Source organism: Pseudonocardia abyssalis (genome assembly GCF_019263705.2).
Taxonomy (GTDB): domain Bacteria; phylum Actinomycetota; class Actinomycetes; order Mycobacteriales; family Pseudonocardiaceae; genus Pseudonocardia; species Pseudonocardia abyssalis.
In genome coordinates this window covers 4,541,581-4,558,203 of the sequence record NZ_JADQDK010000001.1, presented here as the reverse complement: position 1 = coordinate 4,558,203, position 16,623 = coordinate 4,541,581, and the positions used below count along the sequence as shown (strand labels likewise).

Below are 16,623 nucleotides of genomic sequence, written 5' to 3'. Positions count from 1 at the left end.
CGTGCGCGCACCCGATCCGTCGTCGGTGCGCATCCCGGGTCCGTGGAGACACTCCGAGGTGTCGGCCAACGGCATCCGGCAGCACGTCGTCGAGTGCGGGGACGGTCCGCTCGTCGTCCTCCTGCACGGCTTTCCGGAGTTCTGGTGGACGTGGCGCCATCAGCTCATCCACCTGGCGGGGCGCGGGTTCCGGGCTGTCGCGGTCGACCTGCGGGGCTACGGTGATTCGGACAAACCGCCCCGCGGCTACGACCTGTGGACCCTCGCCGGCGACGCCGCCGGTCTGATCGGGGCGTTGGGGGAGACCCGCGCGCACGTCGTCGGGCACGACTGGGGCGGGCTGATCGGCTGGACGACGGCCGCACTGCACCCCCGCCGGGTCCGCTCGCTCACCGTGCTCGGCGCACCACACCCGATGGCCGTGCGGTCGGCGTTCGTCCGGGACCCGCGCGGTCAGGGGCGGGCGACGGCGAGCTACGCACTGGCGTTCCAGGTGCCGCGGTGGCCCGAGAGCGCCCTGTGCCGCGGCGACGGGGCGCGCGTCGAGGCGATCCTGCGCGCGTGGTCCGGCCCGGACTGGGTCGGGACCGACGATTTCGCCGACGCCGCCGCCCGCTGCCGCAGCGCGATCCGGGTGCCGGGGGTGGTGCACTGCGCGATGGAGTACTACCGGTGGGCGCTGCGGTCGCAGTTCCGCGGAGACGGTCGACGGTTCGCGGCCGCGGTGTCCCGGCCCGTCGACGCCCCGGTGCTGCAGATCCACGGCGAGATCGACCCGTGTCTGCTGCAGTCGACGGCCGCGCTGTCGGCGCGGTGGGCCGCAGCGGCGTACCGGACGGAGCTGCTGCCGGGCGTCGGTCACTTCCCACACGAGGAGCGCCCGGCGGTCGTGAACGGACTGCTGGCCGGCTTCCTGACGGTCTGAGCGTGATCGGCGAACTCGCCGTGCGTGATCGGCAAACTCGCCGGGTGGGGGCGGCAGACTCGCCGGGTGGGGCGGCAGACTCGCGGGGTCAGTCGTCGCGCGCCAGCATCGCCTCCTCCAGGTCCAGCTGGCGCTGCACGCGGCGCAGGATCTCGTCGTCGATCTCCCCGGCGTCGCGGCTGGCGACGAAGGCGTCACGCTCACGGGTGAGCATCTCGCGCCGCAGGCGGTTGTACGCGGCGCTCGGGCTCTCGCCCGCCTCCGAGTCCGGGCGGCCGAGCTGCTCCCACACCTGGTTGGCGCGCATCTGCGCGAACCGCCGGAGCTTCTCCGCGGTGTGCGCGGTGGCGCCGCCGCCCGCGTCGGCCATCAGTTCGTCGAGCCGCCCGATCGACGCCTGCACCGCGGAGTACTGCGCCTGGGCCTCGGCGAGCACCTGGGCCTGCCCACCGGAGTCGCGCACGCCGAGGCGGTGGATCACCGCGGGCAGGGTCAGGCCGTGCAGCAGCAGCGTCGCGATCGTCACGAAGAAGGCCAGGAACACGATCGTCTCGCGGCCGGGGACGGTGGCCGGGATCGCGAAGGCGGCGGCGAGCGTGACGACACCGCGCATCCCCGACCACGAGATGACGGCCGGCACCTGCCACGGCGGCCGGGGATCGGCCTTGCGTACGCCCCGGAACAGCGCCCGCGGCAGGTACGTCGCCGGGAAGACCCACAGGACCCTGGCGAGCACCGTGGCCGCGGTGACGACCAGCCCGTAGAGCACGAGCCGTCCGACGTCCGGACCGGCCTGCGCGATCACGTTCGTCAGCTGGAGCCCGATGAGCGCGAACACGACCGACTCCAGGATCGTGTCGCTGGCCTGCCAGACCGCCTGCTCCTGCAGGCGCGACGCGTAGCCACCCTCGGGTGCGTTGTGGCCGAGGTAGAGCCCGGTGACGACGACGGCGAGCACGCCGGAGGTCTGCGCCTGCTCGGCGACGAGGTACACCCCGAACGGCACGACGAGCCCGAGCGCGCTCTCGACGCGGGCGTCGTGCAGCCGCATCCGCAGGCGGTGCACGACCCACCCGACCGTGAGTCCGATGAGGGTGCCCCCGACCGCCGCGAGCAGGAACAGCCCGGCCGCCTCGGCCACCGACACCGCCGTGCCCGCCGCGACGACGACGAACACCCGGAACAGTGTCAGCGCGGTGGCGTCGTTGATCAGGCTCTCGCCGCCGAGGATCGTCATCACCCGCCGGGGGAGTCCGAGCCGGCGACCGACCGCGAGCGCCGACACCGCGTCCGGGGGCGCGACCACCGCCCCGAGCACGAGGGCCGCGGGCAGTGACAGCTCCGGCACCAGCCACCACGCGACCAGGCCGACGGCCAGCGCCGTGAACGCGGGCAACCCGACGGCGAGCAGCCCGATCGGGCGCCGGTTGGCCCGGATCCCGAGGTAGGACGACTCCAGCGCCGCGGAGTACAGCAGTGGCGTCAGGACGACCAGGAGCACGATGTCCGGCTCGATCTCCAGGTCCTCGATCCCCGGCAGGAACGAGGCGGCGATCCCGGCGACGACCAGCACCAGCGGGGCCGAGACGTCGAAGCGGCGGCACACCGCGGTGATCGCGAGCGCGCCCAGTACGAGGACGAGGAGTGTGAGCTCGACGTGCATGGGTGAAGGATGGCTCACATGGCCTGCACCCACACCGTGACCTTCGACGACGGGTCCTGGTCCGAACCCGCCCCCGACAGCGCCGACGGGTGCTTCGACTGCCGAGCGCTGGGCGAGGACGTCTGGGCCCACCTGCGGCTGTGCCTGAGCTGCGGGCACGTCGCCTGCTGCGACTCCAGCCCGCACCGGCACGCCACCGCCCACGCGACGGGCCACGACCACCCGGTCGTCCGCTCCTACGAACCGGGTGAGGCGTGGCGGTGGTGCTACGCCGACGAGCGCATCGTCTGACGCGCTACCCGTGCAGCGACCGGGCCGTCACCGCGGTGTCGGGGTTGTCGGCGAACACGCCGTCGACCCCGGCCGCGAAGAACGCCTCGTACTCGGCGAACACGTCGCCGTAGTCGGTGTCGGCCCCGGGGGAGCGCAGGTTCGTGGGCAGGAACTGGTTCTCGTTGCGGAACGTGTACGGGTGCACCACGAGACCGACGGCGTGGGCGGCGGTGACCAGCGGGGTGGGCGTGCCCAGCGTGCCGTCGGGATTGCGGGGGATCACCAGGTCCTTGTCCGGGCCGATGCCGTCGGCGAACGTCGCGAGGTCGGCCAGGCCGTCGGGGGTGATGAGGTCGAGGTACGTGCGGGTGTCGCCGGCAGCCGCGAGGTCGGCCGGTATCCCGTCGGCCTCGAGCAGCGCGACGAGCGGCACCGCGAGCTCGGCGTCGAGTGCGCGCAGGTTCGTGGTCTCGAACGACTGGACGAACACCGGCGCGTCGGCCCGGTTGAGCCCGGCCTCGTCCAGCGCCCGCACCAGCGCCGGCTCCAGCGGCAGGCCGAGCGAGGCGAAGTAGGTGGGGTGCTTCGTCTCCGGGTACACGCCGACCTCGCGGCCCAGTTCCCGCGACAGGCGTGCGCGCAGCTCCAGCACCTCGTCGAAGGTGGGGATGACGAAGCGGCGGTCGTAGATCGTGTTCTCCTGGCGGACCTGGGGGATCCGCTCCGTCGCGCGCAGCGTCCGCAGCTCGGCGAGGGTGAAGTCCTCGGTGAACCAGCCCGTGTACTCGGCGCCGTCGATCGTCTTCGTGATGCGCCGGTCGGCGAACTCCGGGTGGTCCGCGACGTCGGTGGTGCCGCCGATCTCCGGCTCGTGCCGCGCGACCAGCACGCCGTCGGCGGTGGTGACGAGGTCGGGCTCGATGAAGTCGGCGCCCATCCGCGCGGCGAGCTCGTAGGAGGCCAGGGTGTGTTCGGGGCGGTAGCCGGACGCGCCGCGGTGCCCGATGACGACGACCCGGGCGGTCTCCCCCTCCCCGGCGTGCACGGTGGGGGCGGTAGCGGAAGGTGCTCCCGCCACGGTGACGGCGGAGAGTACGGCCACGGTGAGTCCTCGCAGTGGGAGACGGGGAGGCATGGAGTGCAGACTCGACCGGTCGGACCACTGCGTCACCACGAGAGTGCGTCGACACCGGGTCCGGGGTGTGAACGGCAGGTGCGGCGAGCGTACCCGTGAGCGGCCACTCTAGGCTCCTGCCTCGTGCGCGTTCTGGTCGTCGGGTCCGGTGCTCGGGAGCACGCCATCCTCCTCGCGCTCGCGCAGGACCCCGGGGTGACGGCGCTCGCCTGTGCCCCGGGCAACGCGGGCACGGCGTCGGTGGCCGAGCAGCGGGGTCTCGACGTCGTCGATCCCGCGGCCGTCACGGCGCTGGCCGGGAGCTGGCGGGCCGATCTCGTGGTGATCGGGCCGGAGGTGCCGCTCGTCGCGGGCGTCGCCGACGCCGTGCGCGCCGCGGGGATCGCCTGCTTCGGCCCGAGCGCCGACGCCGCCCGGATCGAGGGCTCGAAGGCGTTCGCGAAGGACGTCATGGCCGCCGCCGGGGTGTCGACCGCGGGCTGCGAGATCGTCGACAACCCCGCCCACCTCGACGCCGCCCTCGACCGCTTCACCCCGCCCTACGTCGTCAAGGACGACGGACTCGCGGCGGGCAAGGGCGTGGTCGTCACCCCCGACCGCGACCTCGCGCGCGCCCACGCGATGACGCTGCTCGACGGCGGGCACCCGGTGCTGCTGGAGGCGTTCCTCGACGGGCCGGAGGCGTCGCTGTTCTGCTTCGTCGACGGCGGGACCGTCGTGCCGCTGCTGCCCGCGCAGGACTTCAAGCGCGTCGGCGACGACGACAGCGGCCCCAACACCGGCGGGATGGGGGCCTACGCGCCGCTGCCGTGGGCGTCGCCGGACCTGGCCGACGCACTGGTGGAGTCCGTGGTCGCGCCGGTCGCCCGGGAGATGGTGGCGCGCGGGAACCCCTTCTCCGGGCTGCTCTACGCCGGGCTCGCGCTCACCTCGAACGGCCCGTCGGTGATCGAGTTCAACTGCCGCTTCGGCGACCCGGAGACCCAGGCCGTGCTCGCGTTGCTGCGCACCCCACTGGCCGGGCTGCTGCACGCCACCGCGACCGGCACGCTGGCGCAGGTGCCCGCCCTGGAGTGGGCGGAGGGCGCGGCGGTGACGGTCGTCGTGGCGGCGGAGGGCTACCCGGGCACGCCGCGGGTGGGCGACCCGATCAGGGGGGCCGACGGCGACGGCGTGCTGCACGCCGGCACGCGTCGCCGCGACGACGGGGCCGTGGTGTCCTCGGGCGGGCGGGTGCTGTCGGTCGTCGGGACGGGCGCGGATCTCGCCGCGGCCCGCGACGACGCCTACCGCCGCCTCGACACCGTGCACCTGGCCGGATCACACCACCGCACCGACATCGCCCTGCGGGCCGTGCGCGGGGAGATCACCGTTCCCTCACTCGAGTGACGAGGTTACGCAAAGTCACCCGATGTGGTGATGTTGCGCAGTCGTGACCTGCTCGATATCTGCCATCCCGTGCAGGTGGTGCGGTCGTTCAGCCACGACACCTCGCAAATCGGTCACGGTGCGCCACTTGCAGGCGCCGCGGGTCGACGCCACCCTCGGGACGTCCGGAGAGATCGACATGGTTGTCGCTCCCCGCATCAACCGGCCGTGGCCGCGGTCCTCCGGGCAGCACTCCTTCCCCGATGCAGAGGATCACCGCATGAGCAACCCCCGTCACGCCGCTCCGAGCCGCACCGCCCTGCTCGCCCGCCGGGTGGCACTGGGCGTCATCGGCGCCCCGGTCGCGATGCTCGCCGTCGCCGGTCCGGCGTCGGCCGCCCCCGACCCGTCCGAGGACGTCTCGACCGACTCCGTCTCGACCGACTCCACCGACTCGAGCGCCGCCGACTCGTCGGCCGCCGCGGACGAGGCATCGGAGGGCTCGCTGCCGGAGTCCGACGCGTCCGGTCTCGGCGGTCTCCCCGCCGGCGACGCGTTCGACCTCGCTGCGCTCCCGGGCCTGCCGGGCGTCGACGCCCTGCCCGCCCTCCCCGGCGCGGACTCCCTCGCGGTCCCGACCGCGCTTCCCGCGCTGCCCGGCGTGGGCGCCCTGCCGGAGCTCCCGGGCCTCGGCGGGCTCCCCGCGCTGCCGGGTGCGGACGCCCTGCCCGCTCTGCCCGGCCTGCCGTCGACCCCCGACACCTCCGCCCCCGACACCTCCGCAGCCGAGACGGGCTCGGAGGAGGCCGGCGCCACCGGAGCCGACGCCGCGGACGACACCGCCGCTTCCGACACCGCCGGTTCCGACACCGCCGGTTCCGACACCGCCGGTTCCGACACAGCCGCTTCCGACACCGCCGCTTCCGACACCGCCGCCGCGGACTCCACGGAGGCCTGAGGAACGTCCCGGTCGTCGGCCTCGGACCGTTCAGCGTCGATCCTCCGAGGTCGGTGACCGCCTCGGGCGGGCCCGGCTCCTCTCGGGGAGCCCGGCCCGCCCGTCGTGCTTTCCTAGGGCGTGCCGACCCCACTGCCCACCGCATCACGCCGCGCCGCCATTCCCCCGTTCCACGTCATGGACGTGTGGGCGGCGGCGGGAGAGCGCCAGCGCACCCACGGTGACCTCGTCAACCTCTCCGCGGGCCAGCCCTCCACCGGAGCGCCGCAGGCGGTGCGCGACGCCGCGACCGCGGCGATCGCCGACGAGGTGCTCGGCTACACGGTGGCCCTGGGGATCCCGGAGCTCCGTTCGGCGATCGCCGGCCACTACGGCCGCACCCACGGCCTCGAGGTGCCGTCCGAGCAGGTCGTCGTCACCACCGGATCGTCGGGCGGGTTCCTGCTCGCGTTCCTCGCCGCGTTCGACGCGGGCGACCGCGTGGCGATGGCCCGCCCCGGCTACCCCTGCTACCGCAACATCCTCTCCGCGCTGGGCTGCGAGGTCGTCGAGCTGCCGTGCGGGCCCGAGACGCGCTACCAACCGACCGTCGCCATGCTGGAGGCGCTCGACGAGCCGGTGAAGGGCCTGGTCGTGGCGAGCCCGGCGAACCCGACGGGCACGGTGCTCGCCCCCGAGGAGCTGGCCGCGTTGGCCGAGTACTGCGCGCGCACCGGCGTGCAGCTCGTCAGCGACGAGATCTACCACGGCATCTCCTACCCCGGGACGCCCGCGACGTCGTGCGCCTGGGAGACCTCGCGCGACGCCATCGTCGTCAACTCCTTCTCCAAGTACTTCTCGATGACGGGCTGGCGCCTCGGCTGGCTGCTGCTGCCCCCGCGGCTGCTGCGCGCGGCCGACCGCGTGGCGGGCAACTTCACCGTCTGCCCGCCCGCCCCGGCGCAGCGGGCGGCGCTCGGGGCGTTCGCGGAGTCGAGCTATGCCGAGGCCGACGGGCACGTCGGGCGCTACGCCGTGAACCGCGACCTGCTGCTCGCCGGGCTGCCCCGCCTCGGCATCACGCTGCTCGCGCCGGCCGACGGCGCGTTCTACGTCTACGCCGACGTCTCCCACCTCACGGCGGACTCGATGGACCTGACCTACCGGCTCCTCGCCGACGTCGGGCTGGCGGTGGCGCCGGGCCTGGACTTCGACCCGGTCGACGGGCACCGCTGGATCCGGTTCTCCTGCGCGGGGGCCACCGAGGACGTGCGGGAGGCGCTCCGCCGGCTCGACGGGTGGCTGGAGGTCGCCGTCAGGCACCGGTAGCAGCGCTCGGCGGATCGCCGAGCCGCACGGCCGGGTCCGTCGGACGGTCACGACATGGACTGGTGCCGTGGCCCCGGGATGGTCGACGCAGAGCGTTCCGCGGAACGCGTCGACCGTCTCGGAGGGCCGCGCGGTCGGTCCCGGCCGGTTGCGGGAGCAGAGGCCCGTCCCCGGGTCCCGGACCCGCTGTTCTGTCGGGGGCGTGGCTGACGTCCGACCGTGGCGTACGTCCCGTCGCCCGCGCCGGATCCCGCGTTCCTCGACGCACTCGCCGACGCCGCCTCGCACGTCGGCCCGGCCCCGACGCGGTGGGAGCGCTCCGTCGGGATGGTTCCCCGCGCAGCGCCGGTACTGTCCCGCGCCATGGACGGTGAGCCGCGCATCGAGGCCTGGGACCGGCGGGTTGACTGGTGGCTCACGGGCCTCGCCGTCCTGTTCCTCGTGGCGTACTCCTGGCAGGTGCTCGACCCGGGCATCGGCGAACCGGGGGCCACGGTGCTGGAGGCGATCGTGACCGGCGTCTGGGTGCTGTTCGGCCTCGACTACCTGGTCCGGATCTCGTTGGCGCACAACCGGTGGCGGTTCGTCTGCACGCACCTGCTGGACCTCGCGATCCTGCTGCTGCCGATGTTCCGTCAGCTCCGGGCGCTGCGGGTGGTCACCGTGATCAGCGTGCTCAACCGGCAGCTGCGCGACGACGTCCGCGGCCGGGTCGTGTTCTACGTCGTCGGGACCGTGGCGCTGGTCGGGTTCGTGGCCTCGCTCGCCGTGCTCGACGCCGAGCGCAACGCCCCCGACGCCTCGATCACGACCTTCGGCGACGCGGTGTGGTGGACGCTCACGACGATCTCCACCGTCGGCTACGGCGACCGCTACCCGGTGACGTTCGAGGGCCGGGTCGTGGCGGGGTCGCTGATGGTCGCCGGGATCGCGCTGCTCGGCGTCGTGACCGCGTCGATCGCGAGCTGGTTCGTGGAGAACCTGCGCAAGGCGGGGGAGCGGATCGGCGACGAGCTGGAGGACGAGATCGAGGACGTCGGGGGGCAGCTCGGCCAGGTGCTGGACGAGCTGCGGAGGATCAGCGCCCGCCTGGACGCGCTGGAGCGCGACCGGCACCCGTCCTGAGGCCGCGCTGGGTGGGCGCGTAGGCCGTGCGGCCGTCGGCGCGGCCGTCCTCGCCCGTGCCGGAGCCGGGGGACCCGATGCGGTCCAGCGCGGCGGTGATGTCGGCGTCGTCGACGTCGCAGTGGGTCATCAACCGGACCTGCCCCGACATCGCGACCGCCCGGACGCCCGCCTCCTCGAAGCGGCGCAGCGTGCCGTCGAGGTCGGCGACGGCGATCAGCACGATGTTGGTCTGCGGGATCGCGGCCTGCCAGCCGCGCTCGCGCAGACCGTCGGCGAGGGTGCGGGCGCGCCGGTGGTCCTCGACGAGCCGGTCGACACGGTCGAGCGCGACGAGCCCGGCCGCGGCCAGCACCCCGCCCTGGCGGACGCCGCCGCCGAGCATCTTGCGCAGCCGCCGCGCCTCCTCGACGAACTCGGCCGACCCCGCCACGACGGACCCGACCGGCGCCCCGAGGCCCTTGCTCAGGCACACCTGCACCGTGTCGGCGCCGACGGTGAGCGCGCCGGGCGGCACCCCGAGCGCGGCCGCGGCGTTCCACAGCCGGGCTCCGTCGAGGTGCACGCGCAGCTTCGCGGCGCGCGCGGCGGCGGCCACGGCGGCGTGCTGCTCGGGGGCGGTGATCGTGCCGCCCGCGGCGTTGTGGGTGTTCTCCAGGCACAGCAGCGTGGTGCGCAGCGTGAAGTACGGCCCGGGGGCGCCCGCGGCGCGGCGCACGGCGTCGGGGGTGACGCGTCCGGGCCCGGCGTCGTGCGGCAGCGGTCGCGGCATCCCCCCGGCCAGCCACGCGGCGGTGCCCAGCTCGGCGTCGAGGACGTGCGCGCCCGTCGGGGCGAGGAACGCGTCGCCGCGGCGCAGGTGGGCCATCAGCGCGATGAGGTTGCCCATCGAGCCGCTCGGCGTCCACAGCGCGTCGGCCGCGCCGAGCACGCCGGCGACGCGGACCTCCAGCTCACGCATGGTCGGATCGCCGTCGAGGACGTCGTCACCGACCTCCGCCGCGGCCATCGCCGCACGCATCTCCTTGGTGGGGCGCGTGACGGTGTCCGAGCGCAGGTCGATCGGACCCGACTTCGCGGACGCCCGGCGGGAACGTGAGGTGGGTCGCACAGCAGTCGATTCAACCAGGGGGACTCGCCGCGGTCGCGTCAGGGTCACGGTCCGGTCACGACATTGGGCCGATCGGAGGAAGCTCGCGGCGGCGTGCAACCGTGTCCGCCCGCACGCCCGTCCTGTCGGTGGACGGGGAGGAGGAACCGCGTTGGACCAGGCCGCCGAGGCGGAGTTCGAGGCCTACTTCCGCGCGCGCCGCGACGCCGTGCGCCGCACCGCGTACCTGCTCTGCGGCGACTGGTACCGCGCCGACGACCACGCGCAGGCCGCGTTCGTCGCGCTGCACCGGCACTGGCGCCGGATCCGCGACCGGGCCGCGCTCGACGCGTGGATGCGCCGGACGCTCGTGCGCTCGGTCGTCGACGAGTCGCGGCGGCCGTGGCGCCGGGAGCGCTTCACCGACGTCGTGGAGGTGGGCAGCGTGCCGTCGGCCACCGACGGGGTGGCCACGCGGCACATCCTCGTCGACGGGCTGCGGTCCGTCCCACCGCGCCAGCGCGCCGTGCTGGTGCTGCGCTACCTCGAGGGGCTCGACGTCGCCGGCACCGCCGCGGCGCTGGGCTGCTCCGAGGGCACCGTCAAGAGCCAGACCTCGCACGGGCTCGCCGCACTCCGTGCGGTGCTCGGCGACACGCTCGACGACCTGCGACCGGCGGGCTGAGAGGAGCTGCGATGACCGACGACGACCGCATGGCCGCGCTGTTCTCCGAGGCCGCCTCGGAGACCCCGCCGCCGCCCCGGTTCGACCACGACCGCGTGGTCGCGACCTCGCGACGGATCACCGCCCGCCGTCGCTCCGCCGTGCTCGGGGGCGCGATGGCGCTGCTCGTCGTCACCGGGGTGGGGGTGGCGGTCGCGCTGCCCGGCTCCGGCGGGGACGCCTCCTCGACCGCGGCGGCTCCGGCGGCGGCCGCACCCGAGGCCGCGTCCGACGCGGCGGAGGCGCAGGCCGAGTCGGCGACGGCCCCCGACGCCCTGCGCGGCCCGTCCGAGTTCACCGGCACCCCGCTCGGCCCGGGCACCACGGAGTGTGCGCAGCGCCAGGACCCGGCGCTGCGCGCGTACCTGGAGGAGGTGCTGCCCGAGGTGGTGGGCGCGACCGAGAGCGCGGTCACGATGGACTGCCGCCCGGGCGGGGAGCGGGGCGTCAGCCTGGAGGTCGTCGACGCCGGCACCGCAGGTCTGCTCACGGTGCGGTACCTGCCGCCGGGGGAGGGGTCCGGCCCCACGGGGGAGACGGCACCGACGGCGTCCGGTGGGACCGTCGTCGTCAGCTCCCGCGGCGACGGCCCCGGCACCCCGGCCCCGTTCGCGGGCCGCCTGGCCGACGTCGCCGCCTACCTCGCGCCCCGCCTCTGACCCCACCCACCGGCGAGTTTGCCGCCCCACCCCGGCGAGTTCGCCGTTCGCGCCCGGCGTCTTGTCCGTTCACGGACGCCGGGAGGGGAGGATGGGGTCGTGGGTACGCCGAAGGGTGAGCGGCGGCGCGCCGAGCTGGTGGCGGCGGCCGCGGCACTGCTGCGCTCGGGCGGCTTCGACGCCGTCCGGCACCGGGCGGTGGCCGAGCGGGCCGGGTTGCCGCTGTCGTCCACGACCTACTACTTCGACTCCCTCGACGACCTCATCACCGCCGCCGCCGAGCGTACGAGCCGCGACGAGCTCGCCGAGGGGCACGCGCAGCTCGACGCACTCGGGCCGGGGCAGCCGGACACCGCGGAGATCGTGGAGCTGGTGATCGACCAGCTCCTCGGCCCGGAGTCCCGCGACGGTGGGCTCGACGCGGTGCTGCTGCGCTACGAGCGGCTCGTCGGCGCCGGTCGCCGCCCGTACCTCGCGCCGCTGATGCGGTCGCTGCGCCCCGAGCTCGACGCCCTGCTCGCGGACGTGTTCCGCCGCATCGGCCGTCCGCTCGAGCCCGACGCCCTGCGCGACCTCGTGTTCCTGGTGGACGGGGCGGTGATCAGCGCGCTGATCGAGGCCGATCCCGACCCGCGGGCCGCCGCGCGTGAGGTGCTGCTGAGGGTGCTCTGACGACATCGGGGCACACCCGTCGACCAGGTCGGTCGGCCGCCGGGGCACCCCGGGGCCGGGTCGACCCCCGGCGCCGTGACCGTCGATCCGCGCACCCGCGCCATGACCGGAATCGCCCTCGCCGGAGCGACCGTCGCCCCCGCCCCGTTCCTGCGCCCGTTCGGGACCGACCGGGCCGACGTCACCGGGCCGACGTCACCGGGCCGACGTCACCGGGCCGGCGGCGCCGGGCTGGCGGTTGTTCGCGATGCGCAACCTCTGGATCGGCACCCGGTCCTGTGCGGCGACCGCTTCGCCGAGGCCGCGTTCCTGCCGGTGCTGGTGCTGGACCAGGCGGTCTTCTGGACGCCGCCGCCACCCGTTCGGTGCCTCGCCGGGCATCGGTTCTGGCGGCGGCCGCTTCCGGGGTGATCGTGGTCCTCGACCTGGCGCGCCGGCGGGCGGGCCCGCGCCCGTAGCATCGACCGACGTGATCCCCAACGTCCTGGCCGCGCGGTACGCGAGCCGTGAGCTCGTGGCTCTGTGGTCGCCCGAGAACAAGATCGTCCTGGAGCGCCGGCTGTGGATCGCCGTGCTCCGGGCCCAGCGCGACCTCGGCGTCGAGGTGCCGGACGGTGTGGTGGAGGACTACGAGCGCGTCGTCGACGACGTCGACCTCGCCTCGATCGCGGCGCGCGAGCGCGTCACCCGGCACGACGTGAAGGCGCGGATCGAGGAGTTCAACGCGCTCGCCGGGCACGAGCACGTCCACAAGGGGCTGACCAGCCGCGACCTCACCGAGAACGTCGAGCAGCTGCAGATCCGGCTCTCGCTGGAGCACGTGCGCGACCGCACGGTGGCCGTACTGGCCCGCCTCGCCCGGCGCGCCGCCGAGAACGCCGAGCTGACGATGGCCGGGCGCAGCCACAACGTCGCCGCGCAGGCCACGACGCTCGGGAAGCGCTTCGCGAGCGCCGCCGACGAACTGCTCGTCGCGTACGCCCGGCTGGAGGAGCTGCGCGCGCGCTACCCGTTGCGCGGGATCAAGGGCCCGATGGGCACGGCGCAGGACATGCTCGACCTGCTCGAGACACCGGCCCGGCTGGCCGACCTGGAGGCACGGGTCGCGTCGCACCTCGGCTTCGAGGCGACCCTCACGAGCGTCGGCCAGGTCTACCCGCGCTCCCTCGACTTCGACGTGCTCAGCGCGCTCGTCCAGCTCGCCGCCGGGCCGTCCTCGCTGGCCACGACGATCCGGCTGATGGCCGGCATCGAGCTGGCGACGGAGGGGTTCCAGCCCGGCCAGGTCGGGTCGTCGGCGATGCCGCACAAGATGAACTCGCGCTCCACGGAGCGGATCAACGGGATGATGGTCCTGCTCCGCGGCTACGCCGGGATGGCCGGTGAGCTGGCCGGATCGCAGTGGAACGAGGGCGACGTCTCCGACTCGGTGGTGCGCCGCGTCGCGCTGCCGGACGCGTTCTTCGCGATCGACGGGCTGATCGAGACCACGCTGACCGTCCTCGACGAGTTCGGCGCCTACCCGGCCGTCATCGCCCGGGAGCTCGACCGCTACCTGCCGTTCCTGGCCACCACCTCGGTGCTGATGGCCGCGGTCCGGGCCGGGGTCGGGCGCGAGACCGCACACGAGGTGATCAAGGAGCACGCGGTGGGCGTCGCGCTGGCGATGCGGGAGAAGGGCCAGTCCGACAACGACCTGATGGCCCGCCTCGCCGCCGACGAGCGCCTCGGGCGCTCCTTCGACGGCCTGCTCTCCGACCCGCTGGCGTTCACCGGGGCGGCCACCGCGCAGGTGGCGGCCGTCGTCGCGCGGGTGGACGAGATCGTCGCCGCGCACCCCGAGGCCGCCACCTACTCACCCGGAGCGATCCTGTGAAGCTGCTGCACTCGGGCAAGGTCCGGGACGTCTACCTCGACGGCGACGACCTCGTCCTGGTCGCCTCCGACCGGCTCTCGATCTACGACGTCGTGCTGCCCACGGCGGTCCCCGACAAGGGTGCCCTGCTCACCCAGCTGTCGCTGTGGTGGTTCGAGCAGCTCACCGACCTGGTGCCGCACCACGTGATCTCGGCGACCGACGTGCCCGCCGAGTTCGCCGGGCGTGCGGTGCGCTGCCGTCGCCTGGAGATGCTGCCGGTCGAGTGCATTGCGCGGGGGTACCTGGCCGGGCTGGGGCTCCGGGAGTACCAGGCGCACGGGAGCGTGTCCGGGGTCGAGCTGCCGCCGGGGCTCGTCGAGGGCTCGAAGCTGCCGTCACCGATCTTCACGCCGACGACCAAGGCGCCCGTCGGCGAGCACGACGAGTTCATGTCGTTCGGCGAGGTCGAGGCGCTGATCGGGGCGGGGCGCGCCGCCCAGGTGCGCGACCTGACCCTCGCCGTCTACGCGCGGGGCGCGGAGAAGGCCGCGGCGCAGGGGCTCCTCCTCGCCGACACGAAGCTGGAGTTCGGCCTCGACCCGTCGGGGACGGTCGTCCTGGCCGACGAGGTGCTGACGTCGGACTCGTCGCGCTACTGGCCCGCCGACCGCTGGGCGCCGGGCGGGCCGCAGTTCTCCTTCGACAAGCAGTTCGTCCGGGACTGGTCGGCCGGGCTCGACTGGGACCGCACCCCGCCGGGGCCCGAGGTCCCGGCCGAGGTCGTCGAGGCCACTCGGGCCCGGTACATCGAGGTCTACGAGCGGCTCACCGCCCAGGAGTGGAGATCGTCGCCCTGACGACCTTCTCCACTCACGACCCGTTCACGTCGGTGTGGGTCCATGACGTCGTGGCCCGCCTGATCGTCTCCCTGTCCGGTCTGACCGACGACTCCCTGCCCCGCGGCGCGGAGTTCGCCGCGGCCCTCGACGCCCGCGGTGTGGCGCTGTCGCAGCTCTACCGCCCCGGGGCATACGCGGGTCCGGCGGCGTCACCGCTCGTCGACTGGCTGCGGGGGCGTCGGGACCTCGGAGATGCGATCGTCCTGCACGGCTTCGACCACAGCGCCGGGCCCACCCGCGTCGGGCGCCGCGCCGAGTTCGCCGCCCTCCCGCAGCACGAGGCCGGCCTGCGGCTCCGCGCGGCCCGGCGGACCCTCGGGGCCGTCGACCTGCGCACCGACCTGTTCGTCCCGCCCCGTTGGATCGCCTCGGCCGGCACCGTCGACGCGCTGCGCGAGCAGGGCTTCACGATGTACGCCGACGAGAACGGGGTGCACCGACTCGACGGCCCCGGCTCGGTCCGCACCCGTGTCCTGGGCTTCCGCACGGCGGGGGAGGGGCGCGGGGCTGCGGAGCCGTGGCGGTGCCGCCTGCTCGTCGCCGAGGTCGCCCGCATCGTGCGACGCGGCGGGGTCGTGCGGATCAACGTCCGGGCCAAGGACCTCAAGCGGCCGGCACGGGTCGGGGCGGCGCTGACGGCGATCGAGGAGGCACTGAGCTGCGGAGCGACCCCGGTGACCTACCGCCTCCCGTCGGCGACGGCAGCGGCGGCCTGACCCACCACCCCGCGAGTCGCCGCTTCCGCGCCCGCGGGTCGCTGGTCAGACGGCGGCGGGCCCGCCGGCGTCCGGGGACCCGTAGCGCCGTGCCATCGGGAGCGGGGTTCGTGAACAGCCCGTAGAACACCTGTGGTCGGGCGGGCAGGCCCGGTGGATCGGCACGGCGGTGCGCGGGGCGACGGCACGCGGGTGGTCGACGCACCCCGACGACCGGAGCGGGGACCGTCGGGACCGCGTCCCCGGGGTGCAGGAGCGGTCGACGGCGAGGTGGTCGGGGTGCTGACGGGTGACGGGCACGGCGTCCAGGCCGGTCAGGGACTCGAACCCGGACGAGAACGTGCCCGGGTCGATCAGGAGGCGTGCCGCGCCGGTGTCGATCAGCACGCACGAGTGGCCGAAGTGGGTGAGCTGCACGGGTCCACTGCCACCGGTGGCTCGCGGGTCGATGAGTTCCGGCGGGTCCCGTCGTCGTACGGGCATGACGAGCGGATACGCGGACGTGAACGGCCTGCACATGTACTACGAGATCCACGGCGACGAGGGCACGCCGCTGGTCCTGCTGCACGGCGGGGTGATGACCATCGACCTCACCTGGGCCGACAGCATCCCGACGCTCGCGAGGAGGCACCGCGTGATCGCGGTCGAGTTCCAGGCCCACGGCCGCACCGCCGACATCGACCGGGACATGACCTACGGCGCGCTGGCGGGTGACGTCGTCGCGCTGCTCGACCACCTCGGCGTCGAGCGCGCCCACGTCATGGGCCACAGCATGGGCGGCGGCACCGCGCTCGAGCTCGCCGTCAGCCACCCCGACCGGCTCCTGAAGGTCGTGCCGGTCTCCGCGAGCGTGCGCCCGGACGGGGCGCACCCCGACCTGGCCGACCCCAGCACCTACGCCACCTCCCCGATCATGCCGACGGCGCAGGACTTCGCCGACATGTCCGAGGCCTACACGCGCCTGTCCCCGCACCCGGAGCGGTTCGAGGAGCTCCCGGTGCGCACGATGGGCACCGTCGAGGGCTGGACGGGCTGGACCGACGAGCAGCTCGCCGCCGTCACCGCGCCCACGCTGGTCGTGATCGGCGACAACGACTTCACCGTGCCCGCGCACGGCGCGCTGATGCAGCAGCTGATCCCCGGGTCGCAGCTGGCGATCCTGCCGGGGACCACCCACATGCAGGCCCCGCGCCGGACCGATCTGCTGCTGCCGATGCTCGCCGCGTTCCTCGACTGAGCGGGGCCGTAGG

General features: G+C 74.5%; 18 protein-coding genes. 14 read left to right on the top strand and 4 right to left on the bottom strand.

Annotation, left to right across the window (positions count from 1 at the left end; genetic code table 11):
- The first annotated feature begins 1 nt into the window (after position 1).
- Entirely contained in the window at positions 2 to 925 is a 924-nt protein-coding gene (locus I4I81_RS22205) for an alpha/beta fold hydrolase (protein WP_218601917.1), read from the top strand.
- Between the two features lie 88 nt (positions 926 to 1,013).
- On the opposite strand, the gene I4I81_RS22200 is transcribed toward I4I81_RS22205, so the two are convergent.
- Entirely contained in the window at positions 1,014 to 2,588 is a 1,575-nt protein-coding gene (locus I4I81_RS22200; protein WP_218616305.1) for a Na+/H+ antiporter, read from the bottom strand.
- Between the two features lie 18 nt (positions 2,589 to 2,606).
- Between I4I81_RS22200 and I4I81_RS22195 the strand changes: the two genes are divergently transcribed.
- The gene (locus I4I81_RS22195; protein WP_218605627.1) at positions 2,607 to 2,879 is read left to right on the top strand and encodes a UBP-type zinc finger domain-containing protein; all 273 of its coding nucleotides are present in this window, start codon (positions 2,607 to 2,609) and stop codon (positions 2,877 to 2,879) included.
- A 4-nt stretch (positions 2,880 to 2,883) separates the two neighbouring features.
- Here the strand turns inward: I4I81_RS22195 and I4I81_RS22190 are convergent, their stop codons facing one another.
- On the bottom strand, positions 2,884 to 3,996 hold the full coding sequence (locus tag I4I81_RS22190) for a glycerophosphodiester phosphodiesterase (protein ID WP_218605626.1): 1,113 nt from the start codon (positions 3,994 to 3,996) through the stop codon (positions 2,884 to 2,886).
- Positions 3,997 to 4,119: 123 nt separating this feature from the next.
- On the opposite strand from I4I81_RS22190, the gene purD reads away from it, so the two are divergent.
- From purD to I4I81_RS22170, 4 genes are all read left to right on the top strand, one after another.
- On the top strand, positions 4,120 to 5,385 hold the full coding sequence (purD, locus tag I4I81_RS22185) for a phosphoribosylamine--glycine ligase (RefSeq protein ID WP_218605625.1): 1,266 nt from the start codon (positions 4,120 to 4,122) through the stop codon (positions 5,383 to 5,385).
- 259 nt (positions 5,386 to 5,644) lie between these two features.
- Positions 5,645 to 6,322 (top strand): hypothetical protein, encoded by a 678-nt coding sequence (locus I4I81_RS22180; protein ID WP_218616304.1) that lies wholly within the window; start codon positions 5,645 to 5,647, stop codon positions 6,320 to 6,322.
- A 177-nt stretch (positions 6,323 to 6,499) separates the two neighbouring features.
- Positions 6,500 to 7,630, top strand: a complete 1,131-nt coding sequence (locus I4I81_RS22175) for a pyridoxal phosphate-dependent aminotransferase (RefSeq protein ID WP_218605637.1) — start codon at positions 6,500 to 6,502, stop codon at positions 7,628 to 7,630.
- A 219-nt stretch (positions 7,631 to 7,849) separates the two neighbouring features.
- Positions 7,850 to 8,755, top strand: a complete 906-nt coding sequence (locus tag I4I81_RS22170; RefSeq protein WP_226363506.1) for a potassium channel family protein — start codon at positions 7,850 to 7,852, stop codon at positions 8,753 to 8,755.
- On the opposite strand, the gene I4I81_RS22165 is transcribed toward I4I81_RS22170, so the two are convergent.
- Positions 8,709 to 9,776 (bottom strand): threonine aldolase family protein, encoded by a 1,068-nt coding sequence (locus tag I4I81_RS22165; RefSeq protein WP_372453685.1) that lies wholly within the window; start codon positions 9,774 to 9,776, stop codon positions 8,709 to 8,711. The genes I4I81_RS22170 and I4I81_RS22165 overlap by 47 nt on opposite strands.
- A gap of 241 nt (positions 9,777 to 10,017) precedes the next feature.
- Between I4I81_RS22165 and I4I81_RS22160 the strand changes: the two genes are divergently transcribed.
- The 7 genes from I4I81_RS22160 to I4I81_RS22130 all read left to right on the top strand — a co-directional run bounded on the left by I4I81_RS22160 (position 10,018) and on the right by I4I81_RS22130 (position 15,373).
- Entirely contained in the window at positions 10,018 to 10,530 is a 513-nt protein-coding gene (locus I4I81_RS22160; protein ID WP_218605636.1) for a SigE family RNA polymerase sigma factor, read from the top strand.
- Positions 10,531 to 10,541: 11 nt separating this feature from the next.
- Entirely contained in the window at positions 10,542 to 11,228 is a 687-nt protein-coding gene (locus I4I81_RS22155) for a hypothetical protein (protein ID WP_218616303.1), read from the top strand.
- 99 nt (positions 11,229 to 11,327) lie between these two features.
- Positions 11,328 to 11,900, top strand: a complete 573-nt coding sequence (locus tag I4I81_RS22150) for a TetR/AcrR family transcriptional regulator (RefSeq protein ID WP_218604640.1) — start codon at positions 11,328 to 11,330, stop codon at positions 11,898 to 11,900.
- 75 nt (positions 11,901 to 11,975) lie between these two features.
- Entirely contained in the window at positions 11,976 to 12,311 is a 336-nt protein-coding gene (locus I4I81_RS22145) for a hypothetical protein (protein WP_218604639.1), read from the top strand.
- Positions 12,312 to 12,369: 58 nt separating this feature from the next.
- A complete protein-coding gene (purB, locus tag I4I81_RS22140) occupies positions 12,370 to 13,776 on the top strand; it encodes an adenylosuccinate lyase (RefSeq protein ID WP_218604638.1) in 1,407 nt (468 codons plus the stop codon).
- Complete coding sequence (locus I4I81_RS22135; protein ID WP_218604637.1) at positions 13,773 to 14,615, top strand: phosphoribosylaminoimidazolesuccinocarboxamide synthase; 843 nt, start codon at positions 13,773 to 13,775, stop codon at positions 14,613 to 14,615. The genes purB and I4I81_RS22135 overlap by 4 nt, the downstream gene beginning before the upstream one ends.
- Entirely contained in the window at positions 14,597 to 15,373 is a 777-nt protein-coding gene (locus I4I81_RS22130) for a DUF2334 domain-containing protein (RefSeq protein ID WP_218604636.1), read from the top strand. Before I4I81_RS22135 ends, I4I81_RS22130 begins: the two co-directional genes overlap by 19 nt.
- Before the next feature lie 45 nt (positions 15,374 to 15,418).
- On the opposite strand, the gene I4I81_RS31460 is transcribed toward I4I81_RS22130, so the two are convergent.
- Positions 15,419 to 15,856, bottom strand: coding sequence for an MBL fold metallo-hydrolase (locus tag I4I81_RS31460; RefSeq protein ID WP_308187694.1), 438 nt, complete (start codon positions 15,854 to 15,856; stop codon positions 15,419 to 15,421).
- Between I4I81_RS31460 and I4I81_RS22120 the strand changes: the two genes are divergently transcribed.
- Positions 15,855 to 16,610: an alpha/beta fold hydrolase gene (locus I4I81_RS22120; protein ID WP_218604635.1), complete on the top strand. Its 756-nt coding sequence runs from the start codon at positions 15,855 to 15,857 to the stop codon at positions 16,608 to 16,610. The genes I4I81_RS31460 and I4I81_RS22120 overlap by 2 nt on opposite strands.
- Positions 16,611 to 16,623 lie beyond the last annotated feature (13 nt).